This window comes from Vagococcus sp. CY52-2, assembly GCF_022655055.1.
Classification (GTDB): Bacteria; Bacillota; Bacilli; order Lactobacillales; family Vagococcaceae; genus Vagococcus.
The window spans coordinates 825,766-852,220 of record NZ_CP093384.1 but is presented as its reverse complement, the minus strand read 5'-3'; the positions used below and the strand labels follow the sequence as shown (position 1 = coordinate 852,220).

Below are 26,455 nucleotides of genomic sequence, written 5' to 3'. Positions count from 1 at the left end.
CTCCTTATTCTTCACTATGTAATTCTTCGGTTACAACCGTTTGATTGTCTTCAATAATCCCACGCTCTAATGCTTTCCACGCTAGTGTTGCACATTTTATCCTCGCAGGAAATTTTGCCACGCCCCCTAGCATTTGAGCATCTTTCAAGACTTTTTTCTTCTCACCAATGTTCTCACCTTGCACCAACTCTAAAAAGTCGGCAATGATTTCAATGGCTTCTTTTTCGGTTTTTCCTTTTACCGCGTCAGTCATCATACTGGCACTTGCCATACTGATTGAACAGCCATGACCGTCAAAGGCAATCTCATCAATTACCCCATCTTTCATCGCAAGTTGTAATTGAATCACATCCCCACACGTTGGGTTATTCAATTCAATTTGGCTAGTCGCTTCATCCAATACCCCTTTGTTGTGTGGGTGATTGGTATGATCTAAAATAACTTGTCGATAAAGATTGTCTAATCTAGATAAAGCCATCTGAGAAAAACTCCTTTGCAGCGATGATTGATTCAACTAATGAATCAGCATCTTCTTTGGTATTGTAAAAATAAAAACTTGCTCTTGCTGTTGAATGAACAGCCAAATAGCGAAGCAATGGCTGAGCACAATGATGTCCCGCTCGAATCGCCACGCCTTGCATGTCTAATGCGGTTGCCAAGTCATGTGGATGTACGCCTTTAATGTTAAAGGCAATCACACCAGTATGTTTTCTCGCTTCTCTTGGTCCATATAACTCAAACCCATCAATCGCTAGTAATTTTGGCAACACATACTCGACTAGTTCCTGTTCATGTTTTGTGATGGTATCTAAACCAATTTCTTCCAAATACTTGATCGCACTTGCTAATCCAATCGCCCCAGAAATATTCGGTGTGCCGGCTTCAAACTTATATGGCAACTCTGCCCATGTGCTGTAATCATCATAGACAAAATCTATCATCTCACCACCAAACTCAACGGGTGACATTTTTTCAAGCCACGTTTGTTTGCCATACAACACACCAATCCCAGTTGGCGCACACATTTTATGACCACTAAAGGCATAAAAGTCACAATCCAATTCTTGTACTGAAATCTTCATGTGTGGCGTTGATTGCGCGCCATCAACGACCATTACAGCACCGACTTCATGAGCCAGTTTCGCTAAGTCTTTGACAGGATTCACCACACCTAAGACATTCGATGCATGGGCAATCGACACAATTTTCACACCTGATACGATTTTTTCTTTCGCATCAGCCATATCCAACTCACCGTCTTCAGTCAAATCAATGTAGATGAGTTCAGCTTGTTTGCGTTTGGCTAATTCTTGCCACGGTACAATGTTTGAATGATGTTCCATGCGACTAATCACAATTTTATCACCTGGCTCAACAACTAACTCACCAAGTGAACGTGCCACCCAGTTTAGTCCTGTTGTCGTCCCTCGTGTAAACAACACTTCTTTCACACTACTCGCATCAATAAATGCTCGCACGGTTTCTCGTGCTGCTTCATATTGACTTGTCGCACGTTCTGCCAATGTATGCACGCCACGATGCACATTCGCATGACTGGTTTGCATATACGTCACCAAATCATTGATCACAGGTGTTGGCACATGTGTTGACGCAGCGTTGTCTAAATAGACAAGTGGCTCATCATTTACTTGTTGAAAAAGAATTGGAAAATCTTGTTTGCGTTTAGATACAGTCATTTAATCAGCCAGCTTTCTATCAATTACTTGAACAAACTCCTCTTGAACAGATTTAACCGGGATTGACGTAATCACAGACCCTAAGAATCCACGTGTTACCAATCTTTCTGCTTCTTTTTGAGGAAGTCCTCTACTCATTAAATAATATAATTCTTCTGGGTCAAGACGACCAGCACTTGCTGCGTGTCCTGCTGTTACTTCAAATTCATCAATTAATAAAATCGGGTTCGCGTCACCACGCGCTTTATCAGATAACATTAACACACGACTTTCTTGTTGTGCGTCTGCACCTTTTGCCCCTTTGATAATGTGACCAATTCCGTTAAAGGTTAACGTACTTTTCTCACGAATCACACCATGTTGTAAGATGTGACCAATTGAATGTGACGCTCTGTTTGTTACACGTGTGTCGATTCCTTGTATTTGACGACCTGTTGCAATGGCGACAACTTTCACTTCCGCATGAGAGCCTTCGCCCACAAGTTCTGAGTCAAAATCAGCGACAACATTTCCGTCACTCATTAACCCTAACGCCCAGTCCACACTCGCATCACGCATAATGTAGCCTCGACGATTTAAGTACGTGTTGACTTCTTTTCCTAGACGGTCAATAGCAGCAAATTTTACTTTTGCTCCTGGTCTAGCAATCACTTCAACCACGATATTTGCTGCTAATTTTTCAGCTGTTTCGCCAACTGATTGGAATCTTTCCAAGTAAGTTAACTCACTGTTGTCATCCGCTACGATTAAGACATGTTTTACCATGGCACTGCTGTCGTTTAATTGGTGATAAAATAATGACTCAAATGCGTCTTTCACGACCACATTTTTGGGCACGTATAAAAATACCCCGCCGTTTAAAAAGGCTGTATGGAACGCAGTTAATTTATCTTCGTCACTTGGCACAGCTTTTGTCATGAAATATTTTTCAACTAAGTCGCTGTGCTCTTTCATTGCGGTAAAAATATCAGTAAAAATCACGCCTTGTTCAGCTAATTCGACTGGCATTTGTTCAAAATAAGTCGTTGTGCGACCTTGAATGATTAATGGGTTATCTTCTAGTTCTGTAAAAGAAGGCAAGATTTCTTCATTTATCACTTCATTGTTTAACTCGCCAACATTCATTAAAGGCCAACGATGGTATTTGACTCGTTCGATTGCTGGTAATTCTAAGTCATCGATTTTATTTAACGCCTCTTTACGACGTTCTAACATCCATTGTGGTTCTTCCTGACTAGCTGAAAATAATGTCACGTCGTCAAGATAATCAGTTACATTTGTAGATTTCATTTATCTTGTCTCCTTCATTATTCTTCGTTTTCTTCGTAATCAATTCCTAATTCTTCACTGATTCCTTTGTATCCTTCTTCTTCAAGACGTTTCGCTAAATCAGCGCCACCAGTCATAACCACACGGCCATCCATCATAATATGAACCACATCTGGCACGATATAATTTAATAGTCGTTGGTAGTGAGTGATGATAAGTGACCCAAAGTTATCGCCACGCATTTCATTGATTCCTTTTGATACAACTTGTAAGGCATCAATATCAAGACCTGAGTCGATTTCATCTAAAATCGCAAACGTTGGTTCTAACATTAATAATTGAAGAATTTCATTACGTTTTTTCTCTCCGCCTGAGAATCCTTCGTTTAAGTAACGTTCAGCCATTTCTTCTGGCATATCTAATAACGCCATTTTGTCATCTAATTTATCTAAAAAGTCCATGACTGAAATTTTGTCATCATCAGCACGTTTTGCGTTCATTGCCGCGCGCATAAATTCAGCATTTGTAATCCCTGGAATTTCACTCGGGTATTGAACCGCCAAAAATAGACCAGCACGTGCACGCTCGTCAACTTCCATTTCTAATACATCTTCACCGTCTAAAAGAATTTCACCTTTAGTGACCGTATAATTTGGATTTCCCATAATCGCAGCAGATAAAGTTGATTTACCTGTTCCGTTTGGGCCCATGATGGCATGAATTTCACCCGTTTTCATGGTTAAATTAACACCTTTTAGTATTTCTTTTTCTTCGATTGATACATGCAAATCCTTTATTTCTAAAACGGACATGTTTTTCCCTCCAAATTATTACTTTAATAAAAATTAACTCTCTTTCAATTCTAACCTAATTGAGAATGGACTTCAATTTAAAAGTGCTTCAATTACGTCTTATCTGGAAAAAAGGCAGATAATAATCACTCTCATTTAATATTTCTATCAAATAACAAAAAAATGCAGACAATATTGTCTACATTTCTTTTTTTAAGATTCATGCACTGGGTCGTCTAATTCTGCTTTTGATTTATCTCCCAGCGCAATCGCCCATTTCAACAATATTGGGGCAACCACTGTGGTAAAGATAATGACTAAAACTAAAGACGCATACATTCCTTGATCGATAAAGCCTTTTTCAAGTCCTAACGCAATCAAGATTAATGCCATCTCGCCACGTGAAATCAGACTCGCACCAATAATAGCACTACTATTGTTATCAAATTTCTCGATTTTCCCTCCAAGGAACCCACCGATAAATTTAGTAAAGATAGCTAGTACGCTAAAGACAATGATTAATAACATGTTTTCGCCTAAACCATCTAAAACAAGTTTTAATCCAATGCTTACAAAGAATACTGGGGCAAATAATGCAGAAGTAATACTGGTTACTTTTCTTTCAACATATTCGGCAAATGGTGTTTGTGAGATTAAAATACCAGCAAAGAAAGCACCGATAATATCTGACATACCAATCCAATCAGCTAAAAAACTGAGTAAGAACACCATGATTAAAGAAAAGGCAACGTCTCGTTCTGGAACGATAAAGTATGACAACCCTTTAAGAATAATAGGTAAAATAAATTTTCCGAAGATATAAATAAATAAGAAGAATAATACATTTTTAAAAAGAAATGGTAATACATCTGCAGTAGTTGTATTGGGGTTGACTAGATTTAAGACTAAGTTCAACAAGATAACGACGATGATATCGTCTAAAATAGATGATCCGATAATAATGGATCCTTCTTTTGTTTGTATGAAATTTAACTCTTTGAGTACCTGAATGGCGATGCTTAGAGAAGTTGCTCCGAAGATTAGACCAATAAATAGTGAAGTGTCTTGCGAATAATTAAACGACCTTGAAGCAAAGAAAAATACGGCGAATGGGATTAATACCCCTAGAAGACCTGTGATGAGAGAAGGTTTAAAATACTTTTTTAATATCTTTAAATCACTTTCCACACCAGCAATAAACATTAGAAGAATAACTCCCAAGTGGGATAACAACTCAATTGAGGCATTGTTTTGTATGATGTTAAAAACAGATGGTCCTACTAATATCCCAACAATCAAACTCCCGACGACTGATGGAAGTCCAAATTTCATTGCAATGCTATCTGCTATTTTTGTCAATAAAATAATTAACCCTAAAGTTAACAAAATATCCATAATCTACCTCTTTTCATGTTTTATTTCGTTATACGAACGATTCCATAATGTTAATAATGACATTTTCCCTCTACACCTCACTTTGATTTTTTCTAACACTACTTCTATAAATTAATCGTATAATAAATGGAAACTGATTTCAAGTTTGAACTCTATCTTGCAATAACTACCTCAAAATAAAAAAGTACAAGTTGAAATGTTTCATTCAACTCGTACTTTTTTTATTTCTTATTGATTCACAATCGTAACGGTACCTTTCCACTTGTTATTAACAAAATCAACTATTTTTTGATCATGTAATGCTTCAACAAGGGCTTTTGTTTTGTCAGAATCTTTGTCTTCAGATCTTACGGCAATGATATTAGCATATGGTGAATTATTATCTTCAACTAAAACACCATCTTTTTCAGGATTTAAGCCAATGCTTTCAGCAAAATTGGCATTAATCGCCACTAAATCGCCCTCTTTGTTTTGGTATGTTGTTGCCATCATCGCTGGATCGATGTCATATTTGAAAACTAATTTTTTCGGATTTTCTGAAATATCATCAAATGTTGCAGTGGTTAAATCAACACCATCTTTCACTTTCACAAGTCCTGCTTCTTGAAGCATCCCAATCACACGACCCCAGTCAGTTTGAGAGTTACTAACTAAAATTGTCGCACCATCTTCTAAGTCTTTGATGTCTTTAATTTTTTGTGAGTATAGTCCCATTTTTTCTAAATGGATTGCTCCTGCATTAGTAAAATCATACCCTTTTTCTTTTACTTCTTTATTAAAATATGGAATATGTTGGAAATAGTTGGCATCAATTTCTTTTTCAGCCAATGCTTTGTTCGGCAAGATATAATCTTGGAATGTCACGATTTCTAAGTCGTACCCTTTTTCTTTTAATAATGGTTTTGCTTCTTCTAAAATTTCCGCGTGTGGTGTTGGAGACGCACCGACTTTAATCACCTTATCATCTTTACTTCCGCTGCCTGACGCACTATCTTTTGTGCTTCCACTATTGCCACATCCAACCAACGTTAAAACAGCTAATGCTGCCACGCCTAATTTAATCCATGTTTTTTTCATTTACTTTTCCCCCTAAATGTTAATTTCGTTTATCTGTTAATTTTACTAATAAATCGCCTAACCATTGTAAAATAAACACAATAATTAGAATTAATACTGTTGCGACCATGATAATCGTATGCTTATTTCCCATAAAGCCTCCTTGATAAGCAAGAGAGCCTAAACCACCTGCCCCGATTGCCCCTGCCATAGCCGTAAAGCCAATCATCGTAATGGTGGTCACTGTGATACCAGAGATTAATGCTGGCACACTTTCAGGAATTAAGACTTTAAAAATAATTTGCAATTGTGTGGCACCCATTGCTTCACTAGCTTCAAGTACGCCTGGATCTACTTCACGAAACGCAATATCAACCAACCTTGCATAAAACGGTGCGGCTGAAATGACTAAAGCTGGTAATGCCGCTGTTGGCCCTAACATTGTGCCTATCAATGCTTTTGTGATAGGGAACAATAAGATAATCAAAATAATAAATGGTATCGAACGGAATGTGTTACTGATGATTGAGACAATTCCGTAAAGTGTCTTACCAAGTGGTTTGTTGCTTTTTCCGAAATAGTAAAGCATTAGACCAATTATAAGGCCGATAATTACCACAAAAAATGTTGAGACAAACGTCATATACAATGTTTCTTTTGTGGCTTTGATAAAATCATCGACATTAATTTCACTAAAATTAAAATACGTTTCTATTAATCCTTTTTCCATGTTAAATCACCTCAACTCCTACGCCATGTTGTTCAAAATAAATTAAACTCTCAGACACCGTTGCCTCGTCGCCTGTCAATTGCACAAGCATTGTTCCAAAAGATGAATGATTTGCTTGTCTAAGACTGGCTTGTAAAATATTGACGTTGATGTTGTATTCATGAATGACTTGCGAGATAACCGTTTCTTTTGCTTTATCTCCCTCAAAAATCAAGCGAACTAATAGCCCCTCAGGATAATGTTTCACCAAGTATTGAATCGCTTCTTCGTTTTCTTCACTATCTTCTTGAATGTCTTGTTTGATAAATCTTGCGGTCACTTCATGCTCTGGGTGTCTAAAGACTGATAAAGTATCTCCTGTTTCAATCACACTTCCTGTTTCCATGACAGCGACTTTGTTACAAATCTTTCGAATCACATTCATCTCATGCGTGATTAACACGATGGTTAAGCCAAGTTGTTTGTTGATGTCTAACAATAAATCGAGTACTTCTTCGGTTGTTTGTGGGTCAAGAGCACTTGTTGCCTCATCACATAATAAAATCTCTGGGTCGTTTGTTAGTGCTCTAGCGATGCCGACACGCTGTTTTTGTCCACCTGAAAGTTGACTTGGATAAGCATTTTCACGGCCTTCAAGGCCAACTAGTTTAATCAACTCACGTGCTCTTGCTTCTCTTTCAGCTTTTGGCACATGACTAAATTCTAAAGGTAGTAACACATTGTCTAAAACCGTTCTCGACCATAATAGGTTAAAATGTTGGAAAATCATCCCAACTTTTTTTCGGTAATCTCGTAAACTTTTTCCTTTTAATTTCGTGATGTCCTCACCATCCACTTCGATGATGCCACTTGTTGGTTGTTCTAATAAATTCAATAAACGAATTAATGTACTCTTACCTGCTCCTGAAAAACCGATTACCCCAAAAATGTCGCCACTTTTAATGGATAAATTGACATCTTTAACTGCTTCAACTGTTTGTTTCTTCGTTTTATATGTTTTACAGACATCAATTAACTCTATATTACTCATGATGTTGCCTCCTATATCTTGATAACAAAAAAAGCTTCCGTCCTTTATCTACTTTACATAAGTAAACAAAGGACGAAAGCGTTGTTTCGTGTTACCACCTTTTTTCATTATTACCTCACGATAATAATCTTACCCAGTACGCAAGCCAGTCGCTTTAAATACTGTTGTCCGGTAACGGGAACTCCCGAAAAATACTAGCGGTAGACGCTCATACTTTTATGCTCAAAGACCATCTTCTATTTCCTTCTTGTTCCTCTTTCTCACCATCCGAGGTCTCTTTATACAATCCAAAAATATACTCTTCTTTTCAAAGCAATGATTTATAAGGCATATAATAACAAATGAAAAAATGCCTGTCAACAACTTTATTCGTCATTTTTTATAATTATGACTACTTAGTTTACGTTGCTATTCTACCATAATCATTGTAAAATATAGTAGTAGTAATACAGTAGCGTTTACAAATATTATTTGAAGGAGCTAATTTTATGAATTTAGCAAAATATGTCGATCACACGTTATTAAAACCAGATGCCACAAGAGAGCAAATCGAAACATTGTGCGAGGAAGCCGCAGAATATGATTTCGCCTCAGTTTGTGTCAATCCTTTCTGGGTAAGCTATGCAGCAGAAATTTTAGCTGATGCCAAAGCAAAAGTGTGTACAGTTATTGGGTTCCCTCTAGGAGCAAACACAACAGAAACCAAAGTATTTGAAACAACAAATGCTATTGAAAATGGTGCAGAAGAAATTGATATGGTGATTAATATCGGTGCACTAAAAAATAAAGAATACGATATCGTAGAACAAGATATTGCAGCAGTTGTTAAAGCAAGTCATCCAAAAGCGATTGTAAAAGTCATTATCGAAACATGTCTTTTAACTGACGAAGAAATCGTTAAAGCATGTGAATTATCTGTAGCAGCAAATGCTGACTTTGTTAAAACATCAACAGGATTTTCAACTGGTGGTGCAACACCTAAAGACGTGAAACTAATGAAAGACACGGTTAAAGACAATGCCTTTGTTAAAGCATCAGGTGGCGTCCGCTCTAAAGAAGATGCCTTCACCATGATTGAAATGGGTGCTGACAGACTTGGAACAAGTTCTGGAATCCTTTTAGTAAAAGAAGACTAACATAAAAAACGACGAGGGATTTTCTCGTCGTTTTTTTGTTGATTAAAAATCTTGTTTTCTTGCTTTGCGTTTGCTTCTATTTGATTGACGTTGCTCAATTTTACGTTTTTGTTTTTGATCATCAGCAATTGCGTAACGAATTTTTTTCTTGTAACCCGGTTTGACTTTTTTCTTCTGTTTTTTCACCATACCAATCATCGTTGGGTCTAATTGTTTTTGCGTACGTGAACGTTGCTCACGACGATTGCGATCATAATGATCCACAATTTCCCCTTTTTTGATGGTTTTTGGTTCAAATCGAATACCAAGTTTTTCTAATTCAGCCAATGCCGATTCATCTTTTGGCTCATATAACGTGATGGCAATACCTGGAAGTCCATTACGACCAGTACGGCCCACACGATGAATAAAGAATTCTAGATCTTTTGGAATTTCCGCATTAATCACATGAGAAACGCCCTCAATATCAATCCCTCTAGCAGCTAAATCTGTCGCTACCACAAATTGATAATCTAAGTTTTGAATGCTTTTCATCACACGTTTACGTTCACGTGGTGGAATATCCCCATGAATTTTCGCCACTTTTAAGCCTTTTTCTTTTAAGAAATCAGTGATTTCATCGACTTTTTGTTTCGTGTTCGCAAACACCATTGCTAAAAACGGGTGGCCAATCGTTAATAAATCATACACGACTTGCTCCACGTCTTTACTTTTTGTCGAGATAACCCAGTTGTCAATCGTATCAGAAATAACAGACGTTGGTTTGATATGTTCCACAACAGGATTGTCCATGTATTTTTTCAAGAATGGTTTTAATTTCACTGGTATTGTCGCTGAGAAGACTAACATTTGTAAGTTACCAGGTAATGTTGCGGCAATTTTATCGACATCTTCTAAAAATCCCATGTCAAGTGTCATATCCGCTTCATCCACGACAAAAGCAAATGCTGTATGTGTTTTTAGTGCACCACTTTCGATTAAATCTAAAATACGACCAGGCGTTCCAATCACAACATGAGGTTGTTGGTTTGCTAACTTGTCCATTTGGCGTTTTTTATCTGTTCCACCAACATAGTTGCTCACACGTAGCTCATCATCATAGTGACCAGCCAATTGATTGGCTGCTTGATAGATTTGTTCTGCTAACTCACGACTTGGTGCTGTGATAATGACTTGAACTTCTTCTTTTTTGGTATCTATTTTATTCATCAGTGGTAATAAAAACGTGTGTGTCTTTCCTGAACCTGTCTGTGATTGTCCAACAACACTTTTTCCTTTATTTATCACTGGAATCAATGTCTCTTGCACTTCTGTTGCTTCTTTAAATCCTATTTCGTCTAATGCTTGGATTAAGTTATCGTTTAATCCGAATTGGTTAAATTTTGTCATTGTATTCACCTTCCTTTACGTTCCTTTGGCATTATAGCACAGTTTCAACTAAAAAAATAATGTTAAAATGACGAATATAAAGGCAGTATATAAAATGATGGAATAAGTTAATGATGTTGTCGCAAATTCTGCATCTGCTCCGTAACCTTTTGCTAAAATGGGTAACGCATTTTGAACTGGCATGGCAGATTGTAAAATAAAGACTTTTAACATCAAACTAGGTACAGGAATAATAAAAGATAACCCATATACCACAAGCGGTGAAATAATATAGCGACCAAGCATCACACCCGCGACATCTTTATCCATTTTTAAATTTTTAAATCCTGTTTGATAAATGATAATGCCAATCACAAAAAGAGACAGAGCGGTTGTCATCCCACCAACATAAGAAGAAAAATCAATCATCGGTTTTGGCACGGCCATATCAGTCAACATCCATAAAATTCCAACAAAAAACCCTAAAATAGCCGGTGACAATAATTGCTTCAATAATTTTTCAAAACTAAAATTGGCTTTTTCTAAATGGTTATCTGGGTTATCTCGACTAATCAACATAATACCAACTGTAAAGAAAAACGTGGTATTACAAATATAGTAAAGCAATGCATAAGGAATGGCTTTTTCACCAAAAATAGCCATATTGACAGGTAATCCCATGAAAATAGTATTAGCCGCCGTAAACATGGTACGAAACGATCCCTTACGCGTATCTGGTACACGCGTAATACGAGAATACACCATACTAATCAAAAACGTCACAATAATCGAGACAAATGGTAATGCTAATCCTGTGAATAGTTCTAAAAATTCTGCTCGAGTAAATTTTTGGGTCATATTTAAAAACATACTTAAAGGCAACGTGATATTTAACACTAATTTTGAAAATACATTGGCGATATGATTATCAAACCATTGTTTTTTAGTCAGCATATAGCCTAAAAAGATCATCGCAAATACCACTAAAATATTTAAATACGCCGTAATCATCTAATTGTTTATCCTTTCATTTAGATAATAACGTGGCAATCGATCCGTTAAGCCACACACGATTTCATAATTAATCGTGTCAATAAATTCAGCAGCGTCATCTAATGTGTTTTCTAGCTCACCATTTTTTCCAAAAATAGTCACCGGTGTCCCAACAGCGTATCTTTTTGACAAACGAATCATACATTGATCCATACACACTCGTCCCACTATTTCAGCATATTCTCCATCAATAATCACCTTATAACCTTGGAATTTACGAATCAATCCATCCGCATAACCAATGGGAAGTGTACCAATCCATTCTTCCTTTTCAGCAGTATATGTCGCACCATACCCAATTTTTTCTCCGGCAGATACTTGTTTAACATGGATTAGCTCGGTTGTAAGAGACAACGCTGGTTTTAACTCATAAGGCAGATCAAGGGCTTTCCCTGAAGGATTTAAGCCATATAACGCATCACCCAAACGAATCAAATTACTATTCCACGCATCATGCCATAAAGCTGTCGCCGAGTTTGATGTGTGAATGTAGCGAATCTCTAAATCAGAGAAAATATCCATTGCACGAGTAAATCGTTGTTGTTGCAATTCAAAATACGTCGTGTCTTTCGTATCTGCACAAGAAAAATGCGTGAAAATACCATCTAACGTCATGTGATTGGATAAAACAAATAATTCTTTTGCTTGAACCATTTCATCTTCATCTCTTAATCCAATGCGTCCCATCCCTGTATCAATTTTTAAATGCACACTTAATGGATTCATCATAGGTTTTTCTGCTAGAGTCTCTTCAACTTGTTTTAGCCATTCAAGTGAAGGAGCAGTTAAAGAAATGCTTTGTGAGATAGCTAAATCGATATAGTTTGGCGACACATAACTCAATACTAAAATCGGTAACGTGATGCCGGCTTCTCTTAATTCCAGCGCTTCATCCAAATTTGACACGCAAAAACCTGTTGCGCCGGCTTTTTCGGCCGCTTGTGCGACTTTGATTGCACCATGACCGTATGCATTGGCTTTAACGACTGCAAATAAGACTTGCTCATCATTTAATCTAGCTAATTCTTGTTTAATATTGTATTCAATGGCAGATAAATCCACCACAACTTGACTTGGTCTATGTGTACTTTCTATCATTATTCTTCACTCTTTTCCATTAAATTTATTAAAAAAGAAGGATAATTTAAATTATCCTCCTACCATGTCACTATTTTTTAGGAATAACACCTATCCCGATTGATTTTTCCCCCAGATGGGTCCCAATAACTGGACCGAAATCACATAAAATGACTTCTAATTGGCTATCTCTTTTTAGCATGTCTTCTTTTACGTGTTCTGCTACCTCTATGTTATTGCAATGGATCACATAAAACATACTGTCATGTGGTTTACTTGGCACTTCCTCAAGCACAATATCAATCACGCGAGACAAGGCTTTTTTCTGAGAACGAATTTTTTCTGATAAAATAATGTCACCGTCTTGGAAACGTAAAATAGGTTTGATTTTTAATAAGGTTCCAATAATTGCTGCCCCATTTTTTAACCGTCCACCACGAACTAAGTGATTTAAATCATCCACGACAATATACCCTTCTGCAAATCGTCTCATTTCTTCTAAATGTTGAATCATCTCTTTAGGGTTTGCTTCCTTATGTTCAGTCATCTCCAAAGCGACTTCAACCATTCGACCCATTGGACCACTTGTAATATAAGAATCAAATGGATAAATATCGATGTCAGAAAAATCTTTTGAAATACCATTTAATGTCGTAATAAACCCAGATATCCCAGTTGATAGATGAATACTAATTACTGCATCATATCCTGACTTAGCTAATGTTTCGTAAAGTTCATAAACTTCACCCAGTGCAGGTTGGCTAGTTTTAGGAAATTCTTTGGCTACTTTTAATTTTTCATAAAATGCTTCGTCTGTAATATCAATTCCTTCTTGATAAACCACATCATCAATGATTAATGGAACAGATAAGACAAATAAATTTTTATGATTTTGGTACTGCTCTTGTATATAAGCGGTGCTATCCGTCACTATTGCAATCTTCATTGTATTTCCTCAATTCTATTTACTACGCTAAGTTCACAACTTACATTATAGGTTTCTTAGAGTTTAAAGTAAAGTCTGAAAACTATTTTATTTACTGAAAAATTTCTGTATGGCTTGCTTATTCATTTCTTCATTGATTTCCAAGACACTTCCGGCGTAGTCATAGTAGCCATTGTTCCATGAACCTTCGACTGGAACTGTTAAGATTTCAAGTGATTTATGTGAACTGAATAAATAACTACTTCCAACCGACAGATAAGTAGACATTGGTACGTCCGTTTGCGTGTAGCCAACAACCGCTCCTAACATCTCTGGTAACTTCCATGCATGAAGTGGATTTGTTGCTTGTTTCGTGATAGCACTCATGACTTGTTGCTGACGTCTCACGCGACCAAAGTCTCCTTCAGCATCTTTTCTAAAACGAGCATATTGCAAGGCTTCATGACCACTTAAATTAGTCTGCCCTTTTTTAATCACTGTTCCTTCAACTTCTAAATCTTTTTCAGCTGTAATTGGCAAGCCACGTGGTGCTAACACGTCAATCATTTTAGGAAACGAATCAAAATTAACGACCGCATAATATTGAATCGGGATACCAAAATTAGTTTCAATCGTTTGTCTCACCATCTCTGGTCCACCATATGAATACGCTGCATTGATTTTATTGTATTCAAGTCCATCATGTGTCGGTATCCCAACAAACGTATCTCTCATAATTGATACAATTTGAGGTTGCTTCGTTTTTCGATTATAATGGGCAATCATAATCGAATCCGAACGACCTTGGTCTTCTCCACGCGAGTCACTACCTAGTAATAAAATATTGATGCTATCGTCGTGACTTTTTTGACCATTAAAAGCTGTCATGTTAAACTCTTTATTATCTTTATCTACCTTAGCTGTAAAATACCCTTTAGCATACCCCACACCAGATAACCCAATTAATGCAACGAGTACGATTAATACCTTGAAAAGAAACGATTTTTTCTTCTTTGGTTTCTTTTTCGGCGTAACGTCTTGGCTCGTGGGTCGTTGTGTGTCACTAGGTTGTCGTCTGTCACTTTTTTTATCTTTTGGTGCATATTTTTTGGCTTCCTCTTGTCTTCTTTTATCCATCCGAGACATTCCAGGCATAAGACTCTCCCCTTATCATAAAGAAAAGATACCCTCTATCTAGTTGATAGGATATCTTTTCACGTTTCTTTCTTATCCTTCTATTTGATTTTCTTCTAAATCTTGAAAACCAAAGAAATCATTCATTTCAATTGTAATTACTTTATCTAAACCCATCGTGATGGATTCGACAAAATGAGGTTGGTTCATTAATTTCGTTGTGACGTCGGTTAACTCAAACATAATAGGCGAAAATTCACCAAACTGTGTCTTTAAACAAATAATTGAAACGTATTGGTCATTTGTCATTAAGGTAAAATAATCCGCATACTTATTATCAAATACAATGTTCCAATCGTGCATTGTGTGCCATTTTATACTGAATTACCTCCACTTTTTCATCTATTATAGCACATATAGCACAAAAAAAATCAACAGTCTGTTAGATTACAGACTGTTGATTCATTGATTATTTCGCACGTTTCATGTAGTTTCCTTCAGACGTGTTAATTTCTAATTTATCGCCTACTTCGATAAAATCAGGAACGTTGACTACTAAGCCTGTTTCCATTGTCGCTGGTTTACCAGAACCTGAAACAGTTGCCCCTTTAATAGAAGGTTGAGTTTCTGCTACTGTTAACACAACAGATGATGGTAAAGATACCCCAACAACTTCTGTATCGTAAAATTGGATTGATACCTCCATGTTGTCTAACAAGTAGTTTAATTCATGTTCAATCACTGATACGGGAATTTCATATTGTTCATATGTTTCTAAATCCATAAACACTGCCATATCATCTTGGATATATAAGTATTGTACAGCTTTTGTATCAATATGTGCTTTTTTTACTTTTTCATCAGGACGCATCGTTGTTTCAACGGTTGAACCTGAACGTAAATCTTTTAGTTTCATACGCATAACCGTATTACCTTTACCAGGTTTATGATGGCTTGCTTCTAAAACTTTGATTAATTTACCATCTTTTTCAAATGTGTTTCCTGCTCTTAAATCAACTGCTGATATCATTTTTCAATCTCCCTTAATAGTTACTAATCGTATCATAGCATAAAATGAGCCATAATAAAATATTCTTGTGGTAAAAACGACTAAAAAACACGTCCTAGACACGTTTATAAACTGACTATAAACCAAACTTAGATTATTCATGAACCAAATATACGATTATAAAACAAGATGCCTTCTGTCATATCTGGCTTTAATTTTTTCATCAGCAAGTACTCACTTGGCACATCAAGTGGAATCCTCACATGAGAATTCTTCGCTGATACATAACCAAATCGACTATAAAAGGATGGATCACCTAAAATCGTAATAAAGGTATGTTCCGTTTCTTTTGTTCGTTTTATGGTACCACTGACAGAGGTGCTAGCACTAAACCTTTTAAGTCATTTATCTCATGTTTTACCACTGCCTCACTTAATACACCATGTCCCACGATATCATTATCTATAAGAGCCACGATTTCCAATTCTTGATTGTCACTTGGTAGGTCTCTCATTCTTTCGACTGATATTACTTCACCATTATGACCATGATCACTTTGCTCAAAAGCCTTAATAATCACTTCTTTAACGTGTTTATCATCTTCAGTTTGGATTGTTCTTAACTTCATTGGTTTAACACCTTGATTTAAAAACAAATCTTTTTTGAAATGATGCCATTCATTTTATTTGCTGACGAATTTGACCACAAAAATACAACTTTAGTTGGATATCCTCACATAAATTTAAGTATAAAATAGATAATGTAAGAACAATATAACCAAAGGAGATTGATCACATGCTTATTACAACAACAGAAAATATCCCTGGAAAAAACTATGAAATCATTGGCGAAGTATTTGGTTTAACAACAAATTCTAAAAACGTGGTTCGCAATATCGGTGCCGGCCTTAAAAATATTGTCGGTGGAGAAATCAAAGCCTACACTGAAATGCAAGAAGAATCTCGTGAATTAGCAATTCAACGATTAAAAGAGAACGCAAAAAATATGGGAGCTGATGCGATTGTGATGATGCGTTTTGATTCAGGCTCTATTGGAACTGATATGCAATCAGTTGCTGCTTATGGTACAGCGGTCAAATTTATATAACCATTCCCACTATGACAATAAACACAAAAAAACTTGCAACCAGTTTGGCTGCAAGTTTTCTTTTTTTAATACATTTCTAAATATTGCTCGCGTTCCCATTCAGAAACTGATTGACGGTAAGCATCCCACTCCATACGTTTTGCTTCAATAAAGTTATTGAAGATATGACTTCCTAATGCTTCTTTAACCATTTCATCGTCTTTCATTGCCTTAATAGCATTATGTAAAGTAGATGGTAAGTCAGTGATATGTGCGGCTTCGCGTTCTTCTTCCGTCATCACATAAATATTACGATCCACAGCTTTAGGTGGATTAAGTTTACGTTTAATCCCATCTAAACCAGCTTGTAATAACACTGCCATTGCTAAATAGGGATTAGCCGTTGGATCAACTGAACGTAATTCTAAACGGGTTGATAAGCCACGAGAACTTGGGACACGTACTAATGGCGAACGGTTTTTACCACTCCATGCCACATAAACAGGTGCTTCATAACCAGGTACGAGACGTTTGTATGAGTTAACAATTGGGTTACATACGGCTGTATACCCTCTAGCATGTTCTAACAAACCACCTAAGAAATGATAAGCAGTTTCACTTAATTGATCGTCACCATTTTCGTCAAAGAAGGCATTTCCTTGCTCGTTAAATAAAGACATGTTGATGTGCATGCCACTACCAGCAATGCCATGCAATGGTTTTGGCATAAATGTAGCGTGTAAGCCATGTTTTCTAGCAATGGTGCGAACAACTAATTCAAATGTTTGGATATTGTCACACGCTTCCACTGCATCAGCGTATTTAAAATCAATTTCATGTTGTCCTGGTCCACATTCATGGTGAGACGCTTCTACTTCAAATCCTAAACTTTCTAATTCTAATACAATATCACGACGACAATTTTCACCTAAGTCAACTGGCGCATAGTCAAAGTAGCCACCTTGGTCATTTAATTTTTTCGTCGGGTTGCCATTTTCATCTAATTTAAATAAGAAAAATTCAGGTTCAGGTCCAATATTAAATCCAGTAAAACCTAATTCTTTCATTTCTTTCATAATACGTTTTAAGTTACTACGAGGATCTCCAGCAAAAGGTTTGCCGTCTGTTCCATAAACATCACAAATCACACGGGCTACTTTTCCTTTTTCACTTTCCCATGGAAAAACCATCCATGTGGCAAGATCAGGATATAAATACATGTCACTTTCTTCGATACGCACAAATCCTTCGATGGAAGATCCGTCAAACATCATTTTGTTGTCTAAAACTTTATCTAATTGGCTAATTGGAACTTCTACGTTTTTAATTCTACCTAAAATGTCAGTAAACATTAGTCTTAAGAATCGAACATTTTCTTTTTCTACAACTGCTTTGATTTCTTCTTTTGTTGAATAATTTGCCATTGTTTTCCACCCTTTTAATTAAAGTTTTAACACCTAGTATCTGTTAAAGCGACTTTCTTTCATTAAATCATTGTATAAAGCAATCCGGATTTTTTCTTCTGATAATTTTTCCTGTTTTCTTTTTTCCTTATCAAAAGATGCTTTAATGTCTTTAATGGTATACCCATCGTCTAACATGTCTTTTATGTCCAGTAGAAGATCAATATCATTGAGAGAAAATAATCGATTGTTTCCTTCATTTCTTTCAGGATGAATTAATTGTTGTTCTTCATAGTAACGAATTTGCCTTGCAGTCAGTTCTGTTAGTAACATCACCGAGCCAATCGGAAACACAGATTTACTACGTTTTAAGTCTCTTTTATTCATTTTTCTTCTCCTTTCATAAAAGGTTAAAAACAGGATAACAATAAAAAAAAAGAAAGTCAATTAATCATGTGAGATTATCTCACACAATTAACTAACTTTCTAAAAACTTTAGAAATAGATACTATTGACTGCTTCACAGACGGCAATTTTAACATGTTCATACGTTAATCCACCTTGAACATACAATTGGTATGGTTCTCTTATTGGCCCATCAGCTGTTAGTTCCAAGCTACCACCTTGCACAAATGTTCCAGCAGCCATAATCACATCATCCTCGTATCCCGGCATATATGAAGGGATTGGCAAAACATGTGCGTCAATTGGTGAACATGTTTGAATGGATTGACAAAAGGCAATCATTTTTTCCTTATCATTTAATTCAATCATTTGAATTAAATCCGTGCGTTTATCGTTCCATTTTGGTGTTGACTCTACATCAAACTTTTCTAATAATCGCGCGGTAAAAATCGCCCCCTGAATGGCTTGACTGACGGCATGTGGTGCTAAGAAAAATCCTTGTAGCATCTCATGTGTGCTATAAATCATCGCACCACCCTCACCACCAACTCCAGGCGTGGTTAAACGATACGATACCTTATCAACTAAGTCTTCTTTTCCGACAATGTATCCACCCGTTTTGGCAATACCACCACCAGGATTTTTTATTAGAGAACCTGCCATAATATCTGCCCCAACATCAGTTGGCTCGATTTCTTCAGCAAATTCGCCGTAACAATTATCAACAAATACCACCAAATTCTCATCAATTTGCTTAACAAATCGAATCATCTCACCAATTTGTTCGACAGTAAATGATGGACGAGAATCATAACCACGTGAGCGTTGAATGGCGATAACTTTTGTTTTATCAGAAATAGCTTCTTTTATTTTTTCAAAGTCCACCAAGCCATTTTCTTTTAATGCCACTTCTTTATACTCAATGTTGTATTCTTTTAACGACCCAATGCCATCTCCAGCGACCCCTATCACTTCAAGCAATGTGTCATAAGGTGTGCCAGTAATGTAAATCAATTCATCATTTGGACGAAGCAAACCAAATAGAGTCATCGAAATCGCGTGCGTGCCTGAGACGATATGTGGTCTCACTAACGCTTTTTCTGCATGAAATACTGACGCGTAAACTGCTTCTAATGCATCTCTTCCAATATCATCATATCCATACCCCGTTGATGGGACAAAATGACTTTCTGATACGTGATGTTCTCTAAACGCATCTAACACTTTTGCTTGATTAGCTAATGCAACATCTTGCATTTTTTGACGTTCTTCTAATATATCTTTATCCACCTCTTCGATGGTTTCTACTAACTCTGGATGTAACTTACCACTCCAACTCATCTTCACTATCCCCTTTTCTCCAACGTGCCACATTTTTTGCGTACCCGATTAATTCATATTCATTCAAAGATTCATCATATTCATAACTTTCCAATAACGTCGCATCTTTTAATTGATTAAAATCTTTCATTTCTGCTGGTGAATAAAATAAATGGTACTTGGTTAAGTTTTCTTTTAAAAATGTCATAATATCTTGTGTTAATTTCTCTTTATCCTCTAAGCGTCTAGCTGATACTAAACAATTTGGAAAGAGTGTTGGCACAAATTCTGTTTCCAATAAATCCGCCTTATTGTAGACAGTCAGCACTGGAATATGGTCCATATCCAACTCATGCAACAATTTTAGTACGGTTTTTTCTTGCTGGTCACGATTAGTTGACGTCACATCGACTACATGAAGTAAAAAGTCCATGGCTTTACTTTCTTCAAGAGTTGATTGAAAAGCTTCAATTAATTGTGTCGGTAAATCTTGAATAAACCCAACTGTATCAGTCAATGTCACCTGTGTTCCTGTTGGCAATTCCCATTTTTTCGTCAACGGATCCAGTGTCGCAAATAATTGATCTTCTGAATACGTATTTGCTTTCGTCAACAAATTCATAATAGTAGATTTCCCGGCATTGGTGTAGCCAATCAAGCCCACTTGCATGGTGTCAGATTCTTGACGTTTTTTACGACTTCTTTCGCGATGTTTTTCAATTTCTTTTAACTCTTGTTTAATCTGTGTCATTTTAAATCGGATGTGACGTCGATCTGTTTCAAGTTTTGTCTCCCCTGGTCCACGTGTCCCAATACCCCCACCAAGACGTGACATACTGGCTCCTTGTCCACTTAATCTTGGTAAAAGATATGACAACTGCGCCAGTTCAACTTGCAACTGACCTTCTTTTGATTTTGCTCTTAAGGCAAAAATATCTAAAATTAATTGCACACGGTCAATCACTTTTACTTTCACGGCTTCTTCAATCACAGCTGTCTGTCTAGCAGTTAACTCATGATTAAAAATCACCATGTCCGCATCAGTTGATGCCACAAGTGCTTCAAGTTCAACTAATTTTCCTTTTCCAATAATCGTCCGGCGATCAATCGTTGGTCTTTTTTGTGTCATTGTCCCAACGACTTCACCTTGTGCCGTCTGTGTTAGATTTTCTAATTCCTTCATTGATTCGTCAAAATAATAAAAATTTTCTTGGGTTTCAACCCCCACGGTTACAACGCGTTCTATCATGTCATTCCTTCTTTCTTATCCAACCACTTAGAAACATCCTCTTCTAGTTTACTCATATTGGTCTCCTCTAAAACAATATCCCACCACTCAACAGGCATTCGATTTCTAAACCAAGTCAATTGGCGTTTAGCATACTGTCTTGAATGTTGTTTCACTTCCTCCACTGATTTTTCCAGTGAACACTTTCCTTCAAAATAAGGAAAAAATTCTTTGTAGCCAATGCCTTGACTTGCTTGTGGGCAATCTAACTCGTAGACCATCTTGGCTTCATCTAACAAGCCTTCATCCATCATGATGTCAACTCGCTGATTGATTCTATTATACAAAACTTCTCGATCAGTGGTTAACCCAATCAGTTTCACATCAAACGAACTTTTTGACAGATCCATTAAATCAATCTGTTGTTGCTCACTGATACTTTTTCCCGTTAAATCAAACACTTCCAACGCACGTATCACCCGTTTTCGGTTATTCGGGTGAATAGTATCTGCCCCTTTTTTATCCATTTTTTCTAATTCTTGCCATAATTCTTCATTAGATAAGTTTTCAGCAAACTCTTCCCACTTTTTACGGCTTTTCTTTTCCTCATCGCTTACCTCTGATGAGCCTAAATGAAAATCATAAAGGAGCGACTGAATGTAAAGACCTGTGCCACCTACTATAATAGGCAATTTATTTTGTAAGGCTAATTCATTTATACACTCTGTTGCATGACGTTTAAATTCATGAGCGGAATAGGTTTCTGTTGGTTCCTTAATGTCAATTAAATGATGTGGCACACCTTGCATCTCTTCTGTCGTTACTTTCGCTGTGCCAATATCTAATTGTTTGTAAACTTGTAGTGAATCCCCACTAATAACCTCGCCATTAAAGCGTTGACTTAGTTTGACTCCTAGAGCCGTTTTTCCAACTGCAGTCGGCCCAACGATAACAAGAACTTTTTGTTTATCCATTATCTCTTACCTCTAATGCTTTTTTAGGAAAATCTGTGAACATCCCTGCCAAATGGTGCTTCATACAAAATTGCATATCGGCTTCTTTATTCACTGTCCACGGTCTAATCGTTTCAATGTCTGTCGTTTGATCCATATGTCGTTTCAACCATCGAATATCTGGATGAAAACTATTTATCCCTCGTTGTTTATCTAACCATGCAACATCTCTTTGATTTCCAAATGAAATAAAGGCTGTTTCATAAGTATCATCCAGTGCTTTAAGTCGTCTCACTGTATCACGATTAAAACTAGATAACACAACTGTACAAGACAAGTCAGCTTGTTCCAAAGCTCGCAACACTTTTTGTTCGATACCTAAGTATTCTACTCTATCTGTTTTTAATTCGATATTCAACAACCCACTAAACCGATTATGTTTTAATAAATTTAAAACTTCTTCTAATGTTGGGATTCTTGTATCTTTGTATTCTTCAGCAAACCAAGATCCTGCATCTAGTTCTTTAATTTCTGCTAAAGTTAAATCCTTTACCCACCCTTTTGCATTCGTGGTTCGGTTTAATTTTTCATCATGAATCACAACCAACTTACCATCACATGTTAACTGAACATCTAATTCGATTCCATCTGCCTTTACATCAATGGCTTCTTGAAACGCCGGTAGTGTGTTTTCTGGATGCGTTCCTTTACTTCCTCTATGTGCGATTACTTTTATCATTTTATCACTTCCATTCACATACAATTTTACCATTTTAAAATGAAATTAATAGATGTTGTATGCCTTATCACTAGATTTTTATTATAAAATGCGTATAATAAAGGTATAAATTCAGATAAGGACGTGAGGTACTATGAAGAAATTTTCAAAAGGATTTTTAGTAGGAACTGCAACCACTTTAGCCGCTTTAACAGGTGTGGCTTTAGGCGTTAAAAAAGTTCTAATTGAACCAATCGAAGAAAAAGAAGAATTAATTGAAGATAACCGTAAAAAAGCAATGAGAAAAAGTAGAGCAAGATAGTATTATTTGACCAAAAAATAGCTAATGTTATTTTTTGGTTTTTTTATTACCACCGAAAGGAGTTTTTTACATGACTATTGAAGAAATCAAACAAGAAATCATCTCAGACCCAGAGAATAAAGAATTTACCGATAAAGGATGGCAACCCATCTTTATGGCTTATCCTGAAGCAAAAATTTTAATAATTGGACAAGCGCCTGGTATTAGAACGCAAGAAAAAGGACAAGTCTTTCGCGATAAAAGTGGTGCAAAACTACGTGAATGGATGGGTGTAACAGACGACATATTTTATAATTCAAAACAAATTGCCGTATTGCCACTTGATTTTTATTTTCCAGGAAAAGCAACTCATGGTGACTTACCACCTAGAAAGAATTTTACTGCAAAATGGCACCCAGCTTTAATTGACTGCATGCCAAACATTGAGTTAACTATTTTGATGGGGACATATGCTCAAAAGTATTATTTAAAAGATAAAGCGAAAAAAACATTAACCGAAACAGTTTTTGCTTATGAAGAATACTTACCAACCTATTTCCCTATTGTCCACTCATCTCCACTAAATTTTCGTTGGTTTGCCAAACATCCAGAATTTCAATCAGATATTGTTCCCGTTTTTAAAGAACACGTCCAACAATTAATAAAATAGTTAATAAATCTTCATAAAAAATTCATTGTTATAAATATTTTTAGCATTATACTCATAGTATATTTTATTTAGGAGATGACAATATGTGTACATCAGTTAGTTTTAATGGAAACCATCATTATTTTGGACGAAACCTTGATTTAGATTACACATTTAATCAAGAAGTCGTCATTACACCTAGAAATGTCGTGTTTGAATTAAGAAACGGGCAAACTTTATCCTCTCATTTTGCGATGATTGGCATGGCTGTAATTTCAGATAACTACCCACTTTATTTTGATGCGACCAATGAAAAAGGCTTGAGTATCGCTGGATTGAACTATCCTAAAAATGCTTTTTATCAACCAGACGAAAAGACAGAAAAAAGTATCGCATCTTTTGAGTTGATTCCTTATGTGTTGTCTCAATGTACCACCATTGATGAGGTTAAATCACTTTTAGATGATCTCATTATCACTGATGTGGCTTTCAGTCCTGAGTTTCCAAACTCTCCACTGCATTGGATCATTGCTGATAAACATGCTGCTATAACAGTTGAGTCTGATAGAGATGGTTTACATGTCTATGACAATCCTGTCGGTGTTTTGACAAACAATCCACCATTTCCCACTCAACTATTTAATTTAAACAACTACAGACATTTATCTTCTAAAACAAGTGCGAACTTATTTGCACCAGAACTAGATTTAGATATCTACAGTAATGGTATGGGAGCAATTGGTTTACCAGGAGATTTATCCTCTATGTCACGTTTTGTTCGTGCAACCTTCACTAAAGAACACAGCCTAAAATTTCAAACTGTGGAAGAAGATATCAATCAGTTTTTCCATATTTTATCTTCTGTGTGGCAAACAAAAGGGTTATGCGACGTTGGCGAGGAACACTATGAATATACTATCTATTCTTCTTGTTGTGATACAGATACAGGCATTTATTACTATAAAACCTATAATAATAGCCAAATTAGTGCCGTTTACTTGCATCATGAAGACCTTGACGCCTCAGATTTAATCCATTATCCATTAGTAACCAAAACAAGTATTCATTCAGTCAATTAAAAAAGATGTCGGACCTTTCCGACATCTTTTTTTAATTATTTTTTCTTTGTCTTACCTGTCCAATTCATATAGCCACCTTTTAAGATATAGATATCTTTGTATCCTTCTTTTTTTAGTAAACCAGCCATATAAATTGCCATACTAGTACGATTGTCATATAAATACACAGGAGCGTCTTTACGAATAGCCAATAAATATTCTTTATGAGCTCTAGCAATTGTATAAGGAACACTTCTTGCTCCTAAAATATGCCCACGATTGTAATCTTCTTTTTCTCTGACGTCAATCACTTGAGCTGTTCTCATCGTTTCTTGAAACTTGTCTTGTTCAATCCACTCAGCTGCTCTCTTTCGTTTAATAAAAAAGAATAATTTATATAAACCATAACCAATAATAACAATAAGTAATATAATATTTAACGTTGCAAAAAAACTCACAGGGCATTTACCTTTCTTTAATTAATTATTTTTCTTCTTTAAATTTTAACGCAAGAGATGCTGCACCAATCACACCAGCTGAGTTTCCTAACTCTGCTAATTTTATTGAAGTACTTTTTGTGACTTGTGGGAATGTAAACTCTTCAAAATAATCTTGAACTTTTTCTAATAAGAAATCTCCAGCTGCGGATACACCACCACCAATGACAATCTCTTGTGGGTTAAGCATATTTCCAATATTACCACAGGCTAAACCTAGATAGAAGCACACTTTATCCACAACTAATAAAGCAAAGTGATCATTGTCTTTAGCTAAGTCAAATACATCTTTACTTGTCACTTCTTGTCCATCATCAATCATTGTTTTTAATTTTGAATCACCAGAGTATTCTTCACTTAACTCTCTGGCTAAACGAACCACACCTGTAGCTGATGCCACAGTTTCAAGGCATCCTTTTTTTCCACATGTGCAATCAAATCCTGTTGGATCTACTGTTAAATGACCAATTTCTCCAGCTGCCCCTGCTACGCCATGTAATAATTGCCCTTCTGCGATAATCCCGCCACCTACACCTGTTCCAAGCGTAATGAATGTCACATCAGGTGCATTGTTTCCAGCACCTTTCCATCGTTCACCAAGTGCTGCAACGTTTGCATCATTGTCTAAATCAAACGGAATACCAAATGTTTCTTCCATTGGTTTTTTTATTTCTTGAAGCGTTGACCAGTTTAAATTATAGGCGCCAATCACCGTTCCTTTTTCTTTATCGACTGTTCCTGGTGTTCCCATACCAATTCCGATAAAATCAGATGCTGTCATGTTATATAAATCTAGTCTGTGTTTGATGGACTCAATAATATTTGGAACAATATGAGCTCCATCATCTTCAATATTTGTTTCCACACTCCATCGTTGTTGGATGTCACCATCTTCAGTTAAAATCGCTAATTTTGCTGTTGTTCCACCCAAATCAATTCCAATTAATTTATTTTTCATTATTGTCCCTCCTGATAATCTTCTTCAAGATGATGTTCATGTTTTAAAACAAGCATCGCCTTTACGTATTCCTGTTTATCAATTAATCCGGCTTCTTCAAGTTGTTTTAATTCAATCATCATTAATTCAATATCCCATAATCTATTTCCAACATAAATAAAGATACCAAATCGTTTAAATAACTGTTGTACATCATACATTGTTCTCAA

30 protein-coding genes and 1 other annotated feature are annotated in these 26,455 nt (G+C 36.2%); of the genes, 5 read left to right on the top strand and 25 right to left on the bottom strand.

Annotation, left to right across the window (positions count from 1 at the left end; translation table 11 throughout):
* Positions 1 to 4: 4 nt before the first annotated feature.
* The 8 genes from sufU to MN187_RS04345 form a co-directional block, all read right to left on the bottom strand.
* On the bottom strand, positions 5 to 478 hold the full coding sequence (sufU, locus tag MN187_RS04380; protein ID WP_117972200.1) for a Fe-S cluster assembly sulfur transfer protein SufU: 474 nt from the start codon (positions 476 to 478) through the stop codon (positions 5 to 7).
* Positions 465 to 1,697 (bottom strand): cysteine desulfurase, encoded by a 1,233-nt coding sequence (locus MN187_RS04375; protein WP_242094445.1) that lies wholly within the window; start codon positions 1,695 to 1,697, stop codon positions 465 to 467. Before MN187_RS04375 ends, sufU begins: the two co-directional genes overlap by 14 nt.
* The gene (gene sufD, locus MN187_RS04370; RefSeq protein WP_071456947.1) at positions 1,698 to 2,987 is read right to left on the bottom strand and encodes a Fe-S cluster assembly protein SufD; all 1,290 of its coding nucleotides are present in this window, start codon (positions 2,985 to 2,987) and stop codon (positions 1,698 to 1,700) included. It abuts the gene before it with no gap.
* Positions 2,988 to 3,004: 17 nt separating this feature from the next.
* Complete coding sequence (sufC, locus tag MN187_RS04365; protein WP_071456948.1) at positions 3,005 to 3,778, bottom strand: Fe-S cluster assembly ATPase SufC; 774 nt, start codon at positions 3,776 to 3,778, stop codon at positions 3,005 to 3,007.
* Between the two features lie 192 nt (positions 3,779 to 3,970).
* Positions 3,971 to 5,152 (bottom strand): cation:proton antiporter, encoded by a 1,182-nt coding sequence (locus tag MN187_RS04360; protein WP_242094443.1) that lies wholly within the window; start codon positions 5,150 to 5,152, stop codon positions 3,971 to 3,973.
* 228 nt (positions 5,153 to 5,380) lie between these two features.
* A complete protein-coding gene (locus MN187_RS04355) occupies positions 5,381 to 6,229 on the bottom strand; it encodes a MetQ/NlpA family ABC transporter substrate-binding protein (RefSeq protein ID WP_242094441.1) in 849 nt (282 codons plus the stop codon).
* A 19-nt stretch (positions 6,230 to 6,248) separates the two neighbouring features.
* Positions 6,249 to 6,938 carry a methionine ABC transporter permease gene (locus tag MN187_RS04350; RefSeq protein ID WP_117972195.1) on the bottom strand — a complete coding sequence of 230 codons (690 nt, stop codon included), beginning with the start codon at positions 6,936 to 6,938 and terminating at the stop codon, positions 6,249 to 6,251.
* A gap of 1 nt (position 6,939) precedes the next feature.
* The gene (locus tag MN187_RS04345; protein ID WP_242094439.1) at positions 6,940 to 7,968 is read right to left on the bottom strand and encodes a methionine ABC transporter ATP-binding protein; all 1,029 of its coding nucleotides are present in this window, start codon (positions 7,966 to 7,968) and stop codon (positions 6,940 to 6,942) included.
* Positions 7,969 to 8,033: 65 nt separating this feature from the next.
* Positions 8,034 to 8,288 (bottom strand) — a binding site (T-box leader).
* Positions 8,289 to 8,456: 168 nt separating this feature from the next.
* Here MN187_RS04345 and deoC point away from each other — a divergent pair.
* Positions 8,457 to 9,104: a deoxyribose-phosphate aldolase gene (deoC, locus tag MN187_RS04340; RefSeq protein WP_242094437.1), complete on the top strand. Its 648-nt coding sequence runs from the start codon at positions 8,457 to 8,459 to the stop codon at positions 9,102 to 9,104.
* 42 nt (positions 9,105 to 9,146) lie between these two features.
* Here deoC and MN187_RS04335 read toward each other — a convergent pair whose 3' ends face one another.
* The 8 genes from MN187_RS04335 to MN187_RS04300 form a co-directional block, all read right to left on the bottom strand.
* The gene (locus tag MN187_RS04335; RefSeq protein WP_242094435.1) at positions 9,147 to 10,493 is read right to left on the bottom strand and encodes a DEAD/DEAH box helicase; all 1,347 of its coding nucleotides are present in this window, start codon (positions 10,491 to 10,493) and stop codon (positions 9,147 to 9,149) included.
* 48 nt (positions 10,494 to 10,541) lie between these two features.
* A complete protein-coding gene (locus MN187_RS04330) occupies positions 10,542 to 11,483 on the bottom strand; it encodes an AEC family transporter (RefSeq protein WP_117972187.1) in 942 nt (313 codons plus the stop codon).
* Positions 11,484 to 12,623, bottom strand: a complete 1,140-nt coding sequence (gene alr, locus MN187_RS04325) for an alanine racemase (protein WP_242094433.1) — start codon at positions 12,621 to 12,623, stop codon at positions 11,484 to 11,486.
* A gap of 70 nt (positions 12,624 to 12,693) precedes the next feature.
* Positions 12,694 to 13,548: a DegV family protein gene (locus MN187_RS04320; RefSeq protein ID WP_241698933.1), complete on the bottom strand. Its 855-nt coding sequence runs from the start codon at positions 13,546 to 13,548 to the stop codon at positions 12,694 to 12,696.
* An 87-nt stretch (positions 13,549 to 13,635) separates the two neighbouring features.
* Complete coding sequence (locus tag MN187_RS04315) at positions 13,636 to 14,682, bottom strand: LCP family protein (protein ID WP_241698932.1); 1,047 nt, start codon at positions 14,680 to 14,682, stop codon at positions 13,636 to 13,638.
* Positions 14,683 to 14,754: 72 nt separating this feature from the next.
* The gene (locus tag MN187_RS04310; protein ID WP_242094432.1) at positions 14,755 to 15,024 is read right to left on the bottom strand and encodes a hypothetical protein; all 270 of its coding nucleotides are present in this window, start codon (positions 15,022 to 15,024) and stop codon (positions 14,755 to 14,757) included.
* A gap of 106 nt (positions 15,025 to 15,130) precedes the next feature.
* The gene (gene efp / locus MN187_RS04305) at positions 15,131 to 15,691 is read right to left on the bottom strand and encodes an elongation factor P (protein WP_079344734.1); all 561 of its coding nucleotides are present in this window, start codon (positions 15,689 to 15,691) and stop codon (positions 15,131 to 15,133) included.
* Positions 15,692 to 16,028: 337 nt separating this feature from the next.
* Entirely contained in the window at positions 16,029 to 16,298 is a 270-nt protein-coding gene (locus MN187_RS04300) for a GNAT family N-acetyltransferase (RefSeq protein ID WP_242094430.1), read from the bottom strand.
* A gap of 167 nt (positions 16,299 to 16,465) precedes the next feature.
* Between MN187_RS04300 and MN187_RS04295 the strand changes: the two genes are divergently transcribed.
* Complete coding sequence (locus MN187_RS04295; protein ID WP_117972182.1) at positions 16,466 to 16,777, top strand: heavy metal-binding domain-containing protein; 312 nt, start codon at positions 16,466 to 16,468, stop codon at positions 16,775 to 16,777.
* Between the two features lie 65 nt (positions 16,778 to 16,842).
* Here the strand turns inward: MN187_RS04295 and glnA are convergent, their stop codons facing one another.
* The 6 genes from glnA to MN187_RS04265 form a co-directional block, all read right to left on the bottom strand.
* Positions 16,843 to 18,180: a type I glutamate--ammonia ligase gene (gene glnA, locus MN187_RS04290; protein WP_117972181.1), complete on the bottom strand. Its 1,338-nt coding sequence runs from the start codon at positions 18,178 to 18,180 to the stop codon at positions 16,843 to 16,845.
* A gap of 33 nt (positions 18,181 to 18,213) precedes the next feature.
* Complete coding sequence (locus MN187_RS04285) at positions 18,214 to 18,546, bottom strand: MerR family transcriptional regulator (RefSeq protein WP_117972180.1); 333 nt, start codon at positions 18,544 to 18,546, stop codon at positions 18,214 to 18,216.
* Positions 18,547 to 18,654: 108 nt separating this feature from the next.
* Positions 18,655 to 19,905, bottom strand: coding sequence for a methionine gamma-lyase family protein (locus MN187_RS04280; protein WP_241698929.1), 1,251 nt, complete (start codon positions 19,903 to 19,905; stop codon positions 18,655 to 18,657).
* A complete protein-coding gene (hflX, locus tag MN187_RS04275) occupies positions 19,889 to 21,133 on the bottom strand; it encodes a GTPase HflX (RefSeq protein ID WP_242094428.1) in 1,245 nt (414 codons plus the stop codon). The genes MN187_RS04280 and hflX overlap by 17 nt, the downstream gene beginning before the upstream one ends.
* Positions 21,130 to 22,086 (bottom strand): tRNA (adenosine(37)-N6)-dimethylallyltransferase MiaA, encoded by a 957-nt coding sequence (gene miaA / locus MN187_RS04270; RefSeq protein WP_242094426.1) that lies wholly within the window; start codon positions 22,084 to 22,086, stop codon positions 21,130 to 21,132. The genes hflX and miaA overlap by 4 nt, the downstream gene beginning before the upstream one ends.
* On the bottom strand, positions 22,079 to 22,804 hold the full coding sequence (locus MN187_RS04265; protein ID WP_241698926.1) for a glycerophosphodiester phosphodiesterase: 726 nt from the start codon (positions 22,802 to 22,804) through the stop codon (positions 22,079 to 22,081). Before MN187_RS04265 ends, miaA begins: the two co-directional genes overlap by 8 nt.
* A gap of 133 nt (positions 22,805 to 22,937) precedes the next feature.
* On the opposite strand from MN187_RS04265, the gene MN187_RS04260 reads away from it, so the two are divergent.
* The 3 genes from MN187_RS04260 (at position 22,938) to bsh (ending at position 24,812) form a co-directional block, all read left to right on the top strand.
* Positions 22,938 to 23,105, top strand: coding sequence for a DUF3042 family protein (locus MN187_RS04260; protein ID WP_117972175.1), 168 nt, complete (start codon positions 22,938 to 22,940; stop codon positions 23,103 to 23,105).
* A 70-nt stretch (positions 23,106 to 23,175) separates the two neighbouring features.
* Positions 23,176 to 23,754 carry a uracil-DNA glycosylase family protein gene (locus MN187_RS04255; RefSeq protein ID WP_241698925.1) on the top strand — a complete coding sequence of 193 codons (579 nt, stop codon included), beginning with the start codon at positions 23,176 to 23,178 and terminating at the stop codon, positions 23,752 to 23,754.
* A gap of 83 nt (positions 23,755 to 23,837) precedes the next feature.
* Complete coding sequence (gene bsh / locus MN187_RS04250) at positions 23,838 to 24,812, top strand: choloylglycine hydrolase (RefSeq protein ID WP_241698924.1); 975 nt, start codon at positions 23,838 to 23,840, stop codon at positions 24,810 to 24,812.
* Between the two features lie 35 nt (positions 24,813 to 24,847).
* Here the strand turns inward: bsh and MN187_RS04245 are convergent, their stop codons facing one another.
* Genes MN187_RS04245 through MN187_RS04235 form a run of 3 tightly spaced genes read right to left on the bottom strand, consistent with a single transcriptional unit; the run spans position 24,848 to position 26,455 of the window.
* Positions 24,848 to 25,249: a rhodanese-like domain-containing protein gene (locus MN187_RS04245; RefSeq protein ID WP_117972172.1), complete on the bottom strand. Its 402-nt coding sequence runs from the start codon at positions 25,247 to 25,249 to the stop codon at positions 24,848 to 24,850.
* A 25-nt stretch (positions 25,250 to 25,274) separates the two neighbouring features.
* On the bottom strand, positions 25,275 to 26,246 hold the full coding sequence (locus tag MN187_RS04240) for an ROK family glucokinase (RefSeq protein ID WP_117972171.1): 972 nt from the start codon (positions 26,244 to 26,246) through the stop codon (positions 25,275 to 25,277).
* The gene (locus tag MN187_RS04235) at positions 26,246 to 26,455 is read right to left on the bottom strand and encodes a YqgQ family protein (RefSeq protein WP_117972170.1); all 210 of its coding nucleotides are present in this window, start codon (positions 26,453 to 26,455) and stop codon (positions 26,246 to 26,248) included. The genes MN187_RS04240 and MN187_RS04235 overlap by 1 nt, the downstream gene beginning before the upstream one ends.

Excerpts from the sequence above, each read along its gene's own strand:
- MN187_RS04265 (WP_241698926.1), bottom strand. The coding sequence starts at position 22,804 with ATGATAAAAGTAATCGCACATAGAGGAAGTAAAGGAACGCATCCAGAA.
- MN187_RS04350 (WP_117972195.1), bottom strand. The coding sequence starts at position 6,938 with ATGGAAAAAGGATTAATAGAAACGTATTTTAATTTTAGTGAAATTAAT.
- MN187_RS04315 (WP_241698932.1), bottom strand. The coding sequence starts at position 14,682 with ATGCCTGGAATGTCTCGGATGGATAAAAGAAGACAAGAGGAAGCCAAA.
- MN187_RS04320 (WP_241698933.1), bottom strand. The coding sequence starts at position 13,548 with ATGAAGATTGCAATAGTGACGGATAGCACCGCTTATATACAAGAGCAG.
- sufD (WP_071456947.1), bottom strand. The coding sequence starts at position 2,987 with ATGAAATCTACAAATGTAACTGATTATCTTGACGACGTGACATTATTT.
- miaA (WP_242094426.1), bottom strand. The coding sequence starts at position 22,086 with ATGGATAAACAAAAAGTTCTTGTTATCGTTGGGCCGACTGCAGTTGGA.
- MN187_RS04240 (WP_117972171.1), bottom strand. The coding sequence starts at position 26,246 with ATGAAAAATAAATTAATTGGAATTGATTTGGGTGGAACAACAGCAAAA.
- MN187_RS04360 (WP_242094443.1), bottom strand. The coding sequence starts at position 5,152 with ATGGATATTTTGTTAACTTTAGGGTTAATTATTTTATTGACAAAAATA.
- sufC (WP_071456948.1), bottom strand. The coding sequence starts at position 3,778 with ATGTCCGTTTTAGAAATAAAGGATTTGCATGTATCAATCGAAGAAAAA.
- MN187_RS04255 (WP_241698925.1), top strand. The coding sequence starts at position 23,176 with ATGACTATTGAAGAAATCAAACAAGAAATCATCTCAGACCCAGAGAAT.
- deoC (WP_242094437.1), top strand. The coding sequence starts at position 8,457 with ATGAATTTAGCAAAATATGTCGATCACACGTTATTAAAACCAGATGCC.
- MN187_RS04260 (WP_117972175.1), top strand. The coding sequence starts at position 22,938 with ATGAAGAAATTTTCAAAAGGATTTTTAGTAGGAACTGCAACCACTTTA.
- MN187_RS04280 (WP_241698929.1), bottom strand. The coding sequence starts at position 19,905 with ATGAGTTGGAGTGGTAAGTTACATCCAGAGTTAGTAGAAACCATCGAA.
- alr (WP_242094433.1), bottom strand. The coding sequence starts at position 12,623 with ATGATAGAAAGTACACATAGACCAAGTCAAGTTGTGGTGGATTTATCT.
- MN187_RS04375 (WP_242094445.1), bottom strand. The coding sequence starts at position 1,697 with ATGACTGTATCTAAACGCAAACAAGATTTTCCAATTCTTTTTCAACAA.
- MN187_RS04335 (WP_242094435.1), bottom strand. The coding sequence starts at position 10,493 with ATGACAAAATTTAACCAATTCGGATTAAACGATAACTTAATCCAAGCA.
- MN187_RS04330 (WP_117972187.1), bottom strand. The coding sequence starts at position 11,483 with ATGATTACGGCGTATTTAAATATTTTAGTGGTATTTGCGATGATCTTT.
- MN187_RS04285 (WP_117972180.1), bottom strand. The coding sequence starts at position 18,546 with ATGAATAAAAGAGACTTAAAACGTAGTAAATCTGTGTTTCCGATTGGC.
- hflX (WP_242094428.1), bottom strand. The coding sequence starts at position 21,133 with ATGATAGAACGCGTTGTAACCGTGGGGGTTGAAACCCAAGAAAATTTT.
- MN187_RS04300 (WP_242094430.1), bottom strand. The coding sequence starts at position 16,298 with ATGAAGTTAAGAACAATCCAAACTGAAGATGATAAACACGTTAAAGAA.
- sufU (WP_117972200.1), bottom strand. The coding sequence starts at position 478 with ATGGCTTTATCTAGATTAGACAATCTTTATCGACAAGTTATTTTAGAT.
- MN187_RS04310 (WP_242094432.1), bottom strand. The coding sequence starts at position 15,024 with ATGCACGATTGGAACATTGTATTTGATAATAAGTATGCGGATTATTTT.
- MN187_RS04295 (WP_117972182.1), top strand. The coding sequence starts at position 16,466 with ATGCTTATTACAACAACAGAAAATATCCCTGGAAAAAACTATGAAATC.
- glnA (WP_117972181.1), bottom strand. The coding sequence starts at position 18,180 with ATGGCAAATTATTCAACAAAAGAAGAAATCAAAGCAGTTGTAGAAAAA.
- MN187_RS04355 (WP_242094441.1), bottom strand. The coding sequence starts at position 6,229 with ATGAAAAAAACATGGATTAAATTAGGCGTGGCAGCATTAGCTGTTTTA.
- MN187_RS04345 (WP_242094439.1), bottom strand. The coding sequence starts at position 7,968 with ATGAGTAATATAGAGTTAATTGATGTCTGTAAAACATATAAAACGAAG.
- efp (WP_079344734.1), bottom strand. The coding sequence starts at position 15,691 with ATGATATCAGCAGTTGATTTAAGAGCAGGAAACACATTTGAAAAAGAT.
- bsh (WP_241698924.1), top strand. The coding sequence starts at position 23,838 with ATGTGTACATCAGTTAGTTTTAATGGAAACCATCATTATTTTGGACGA.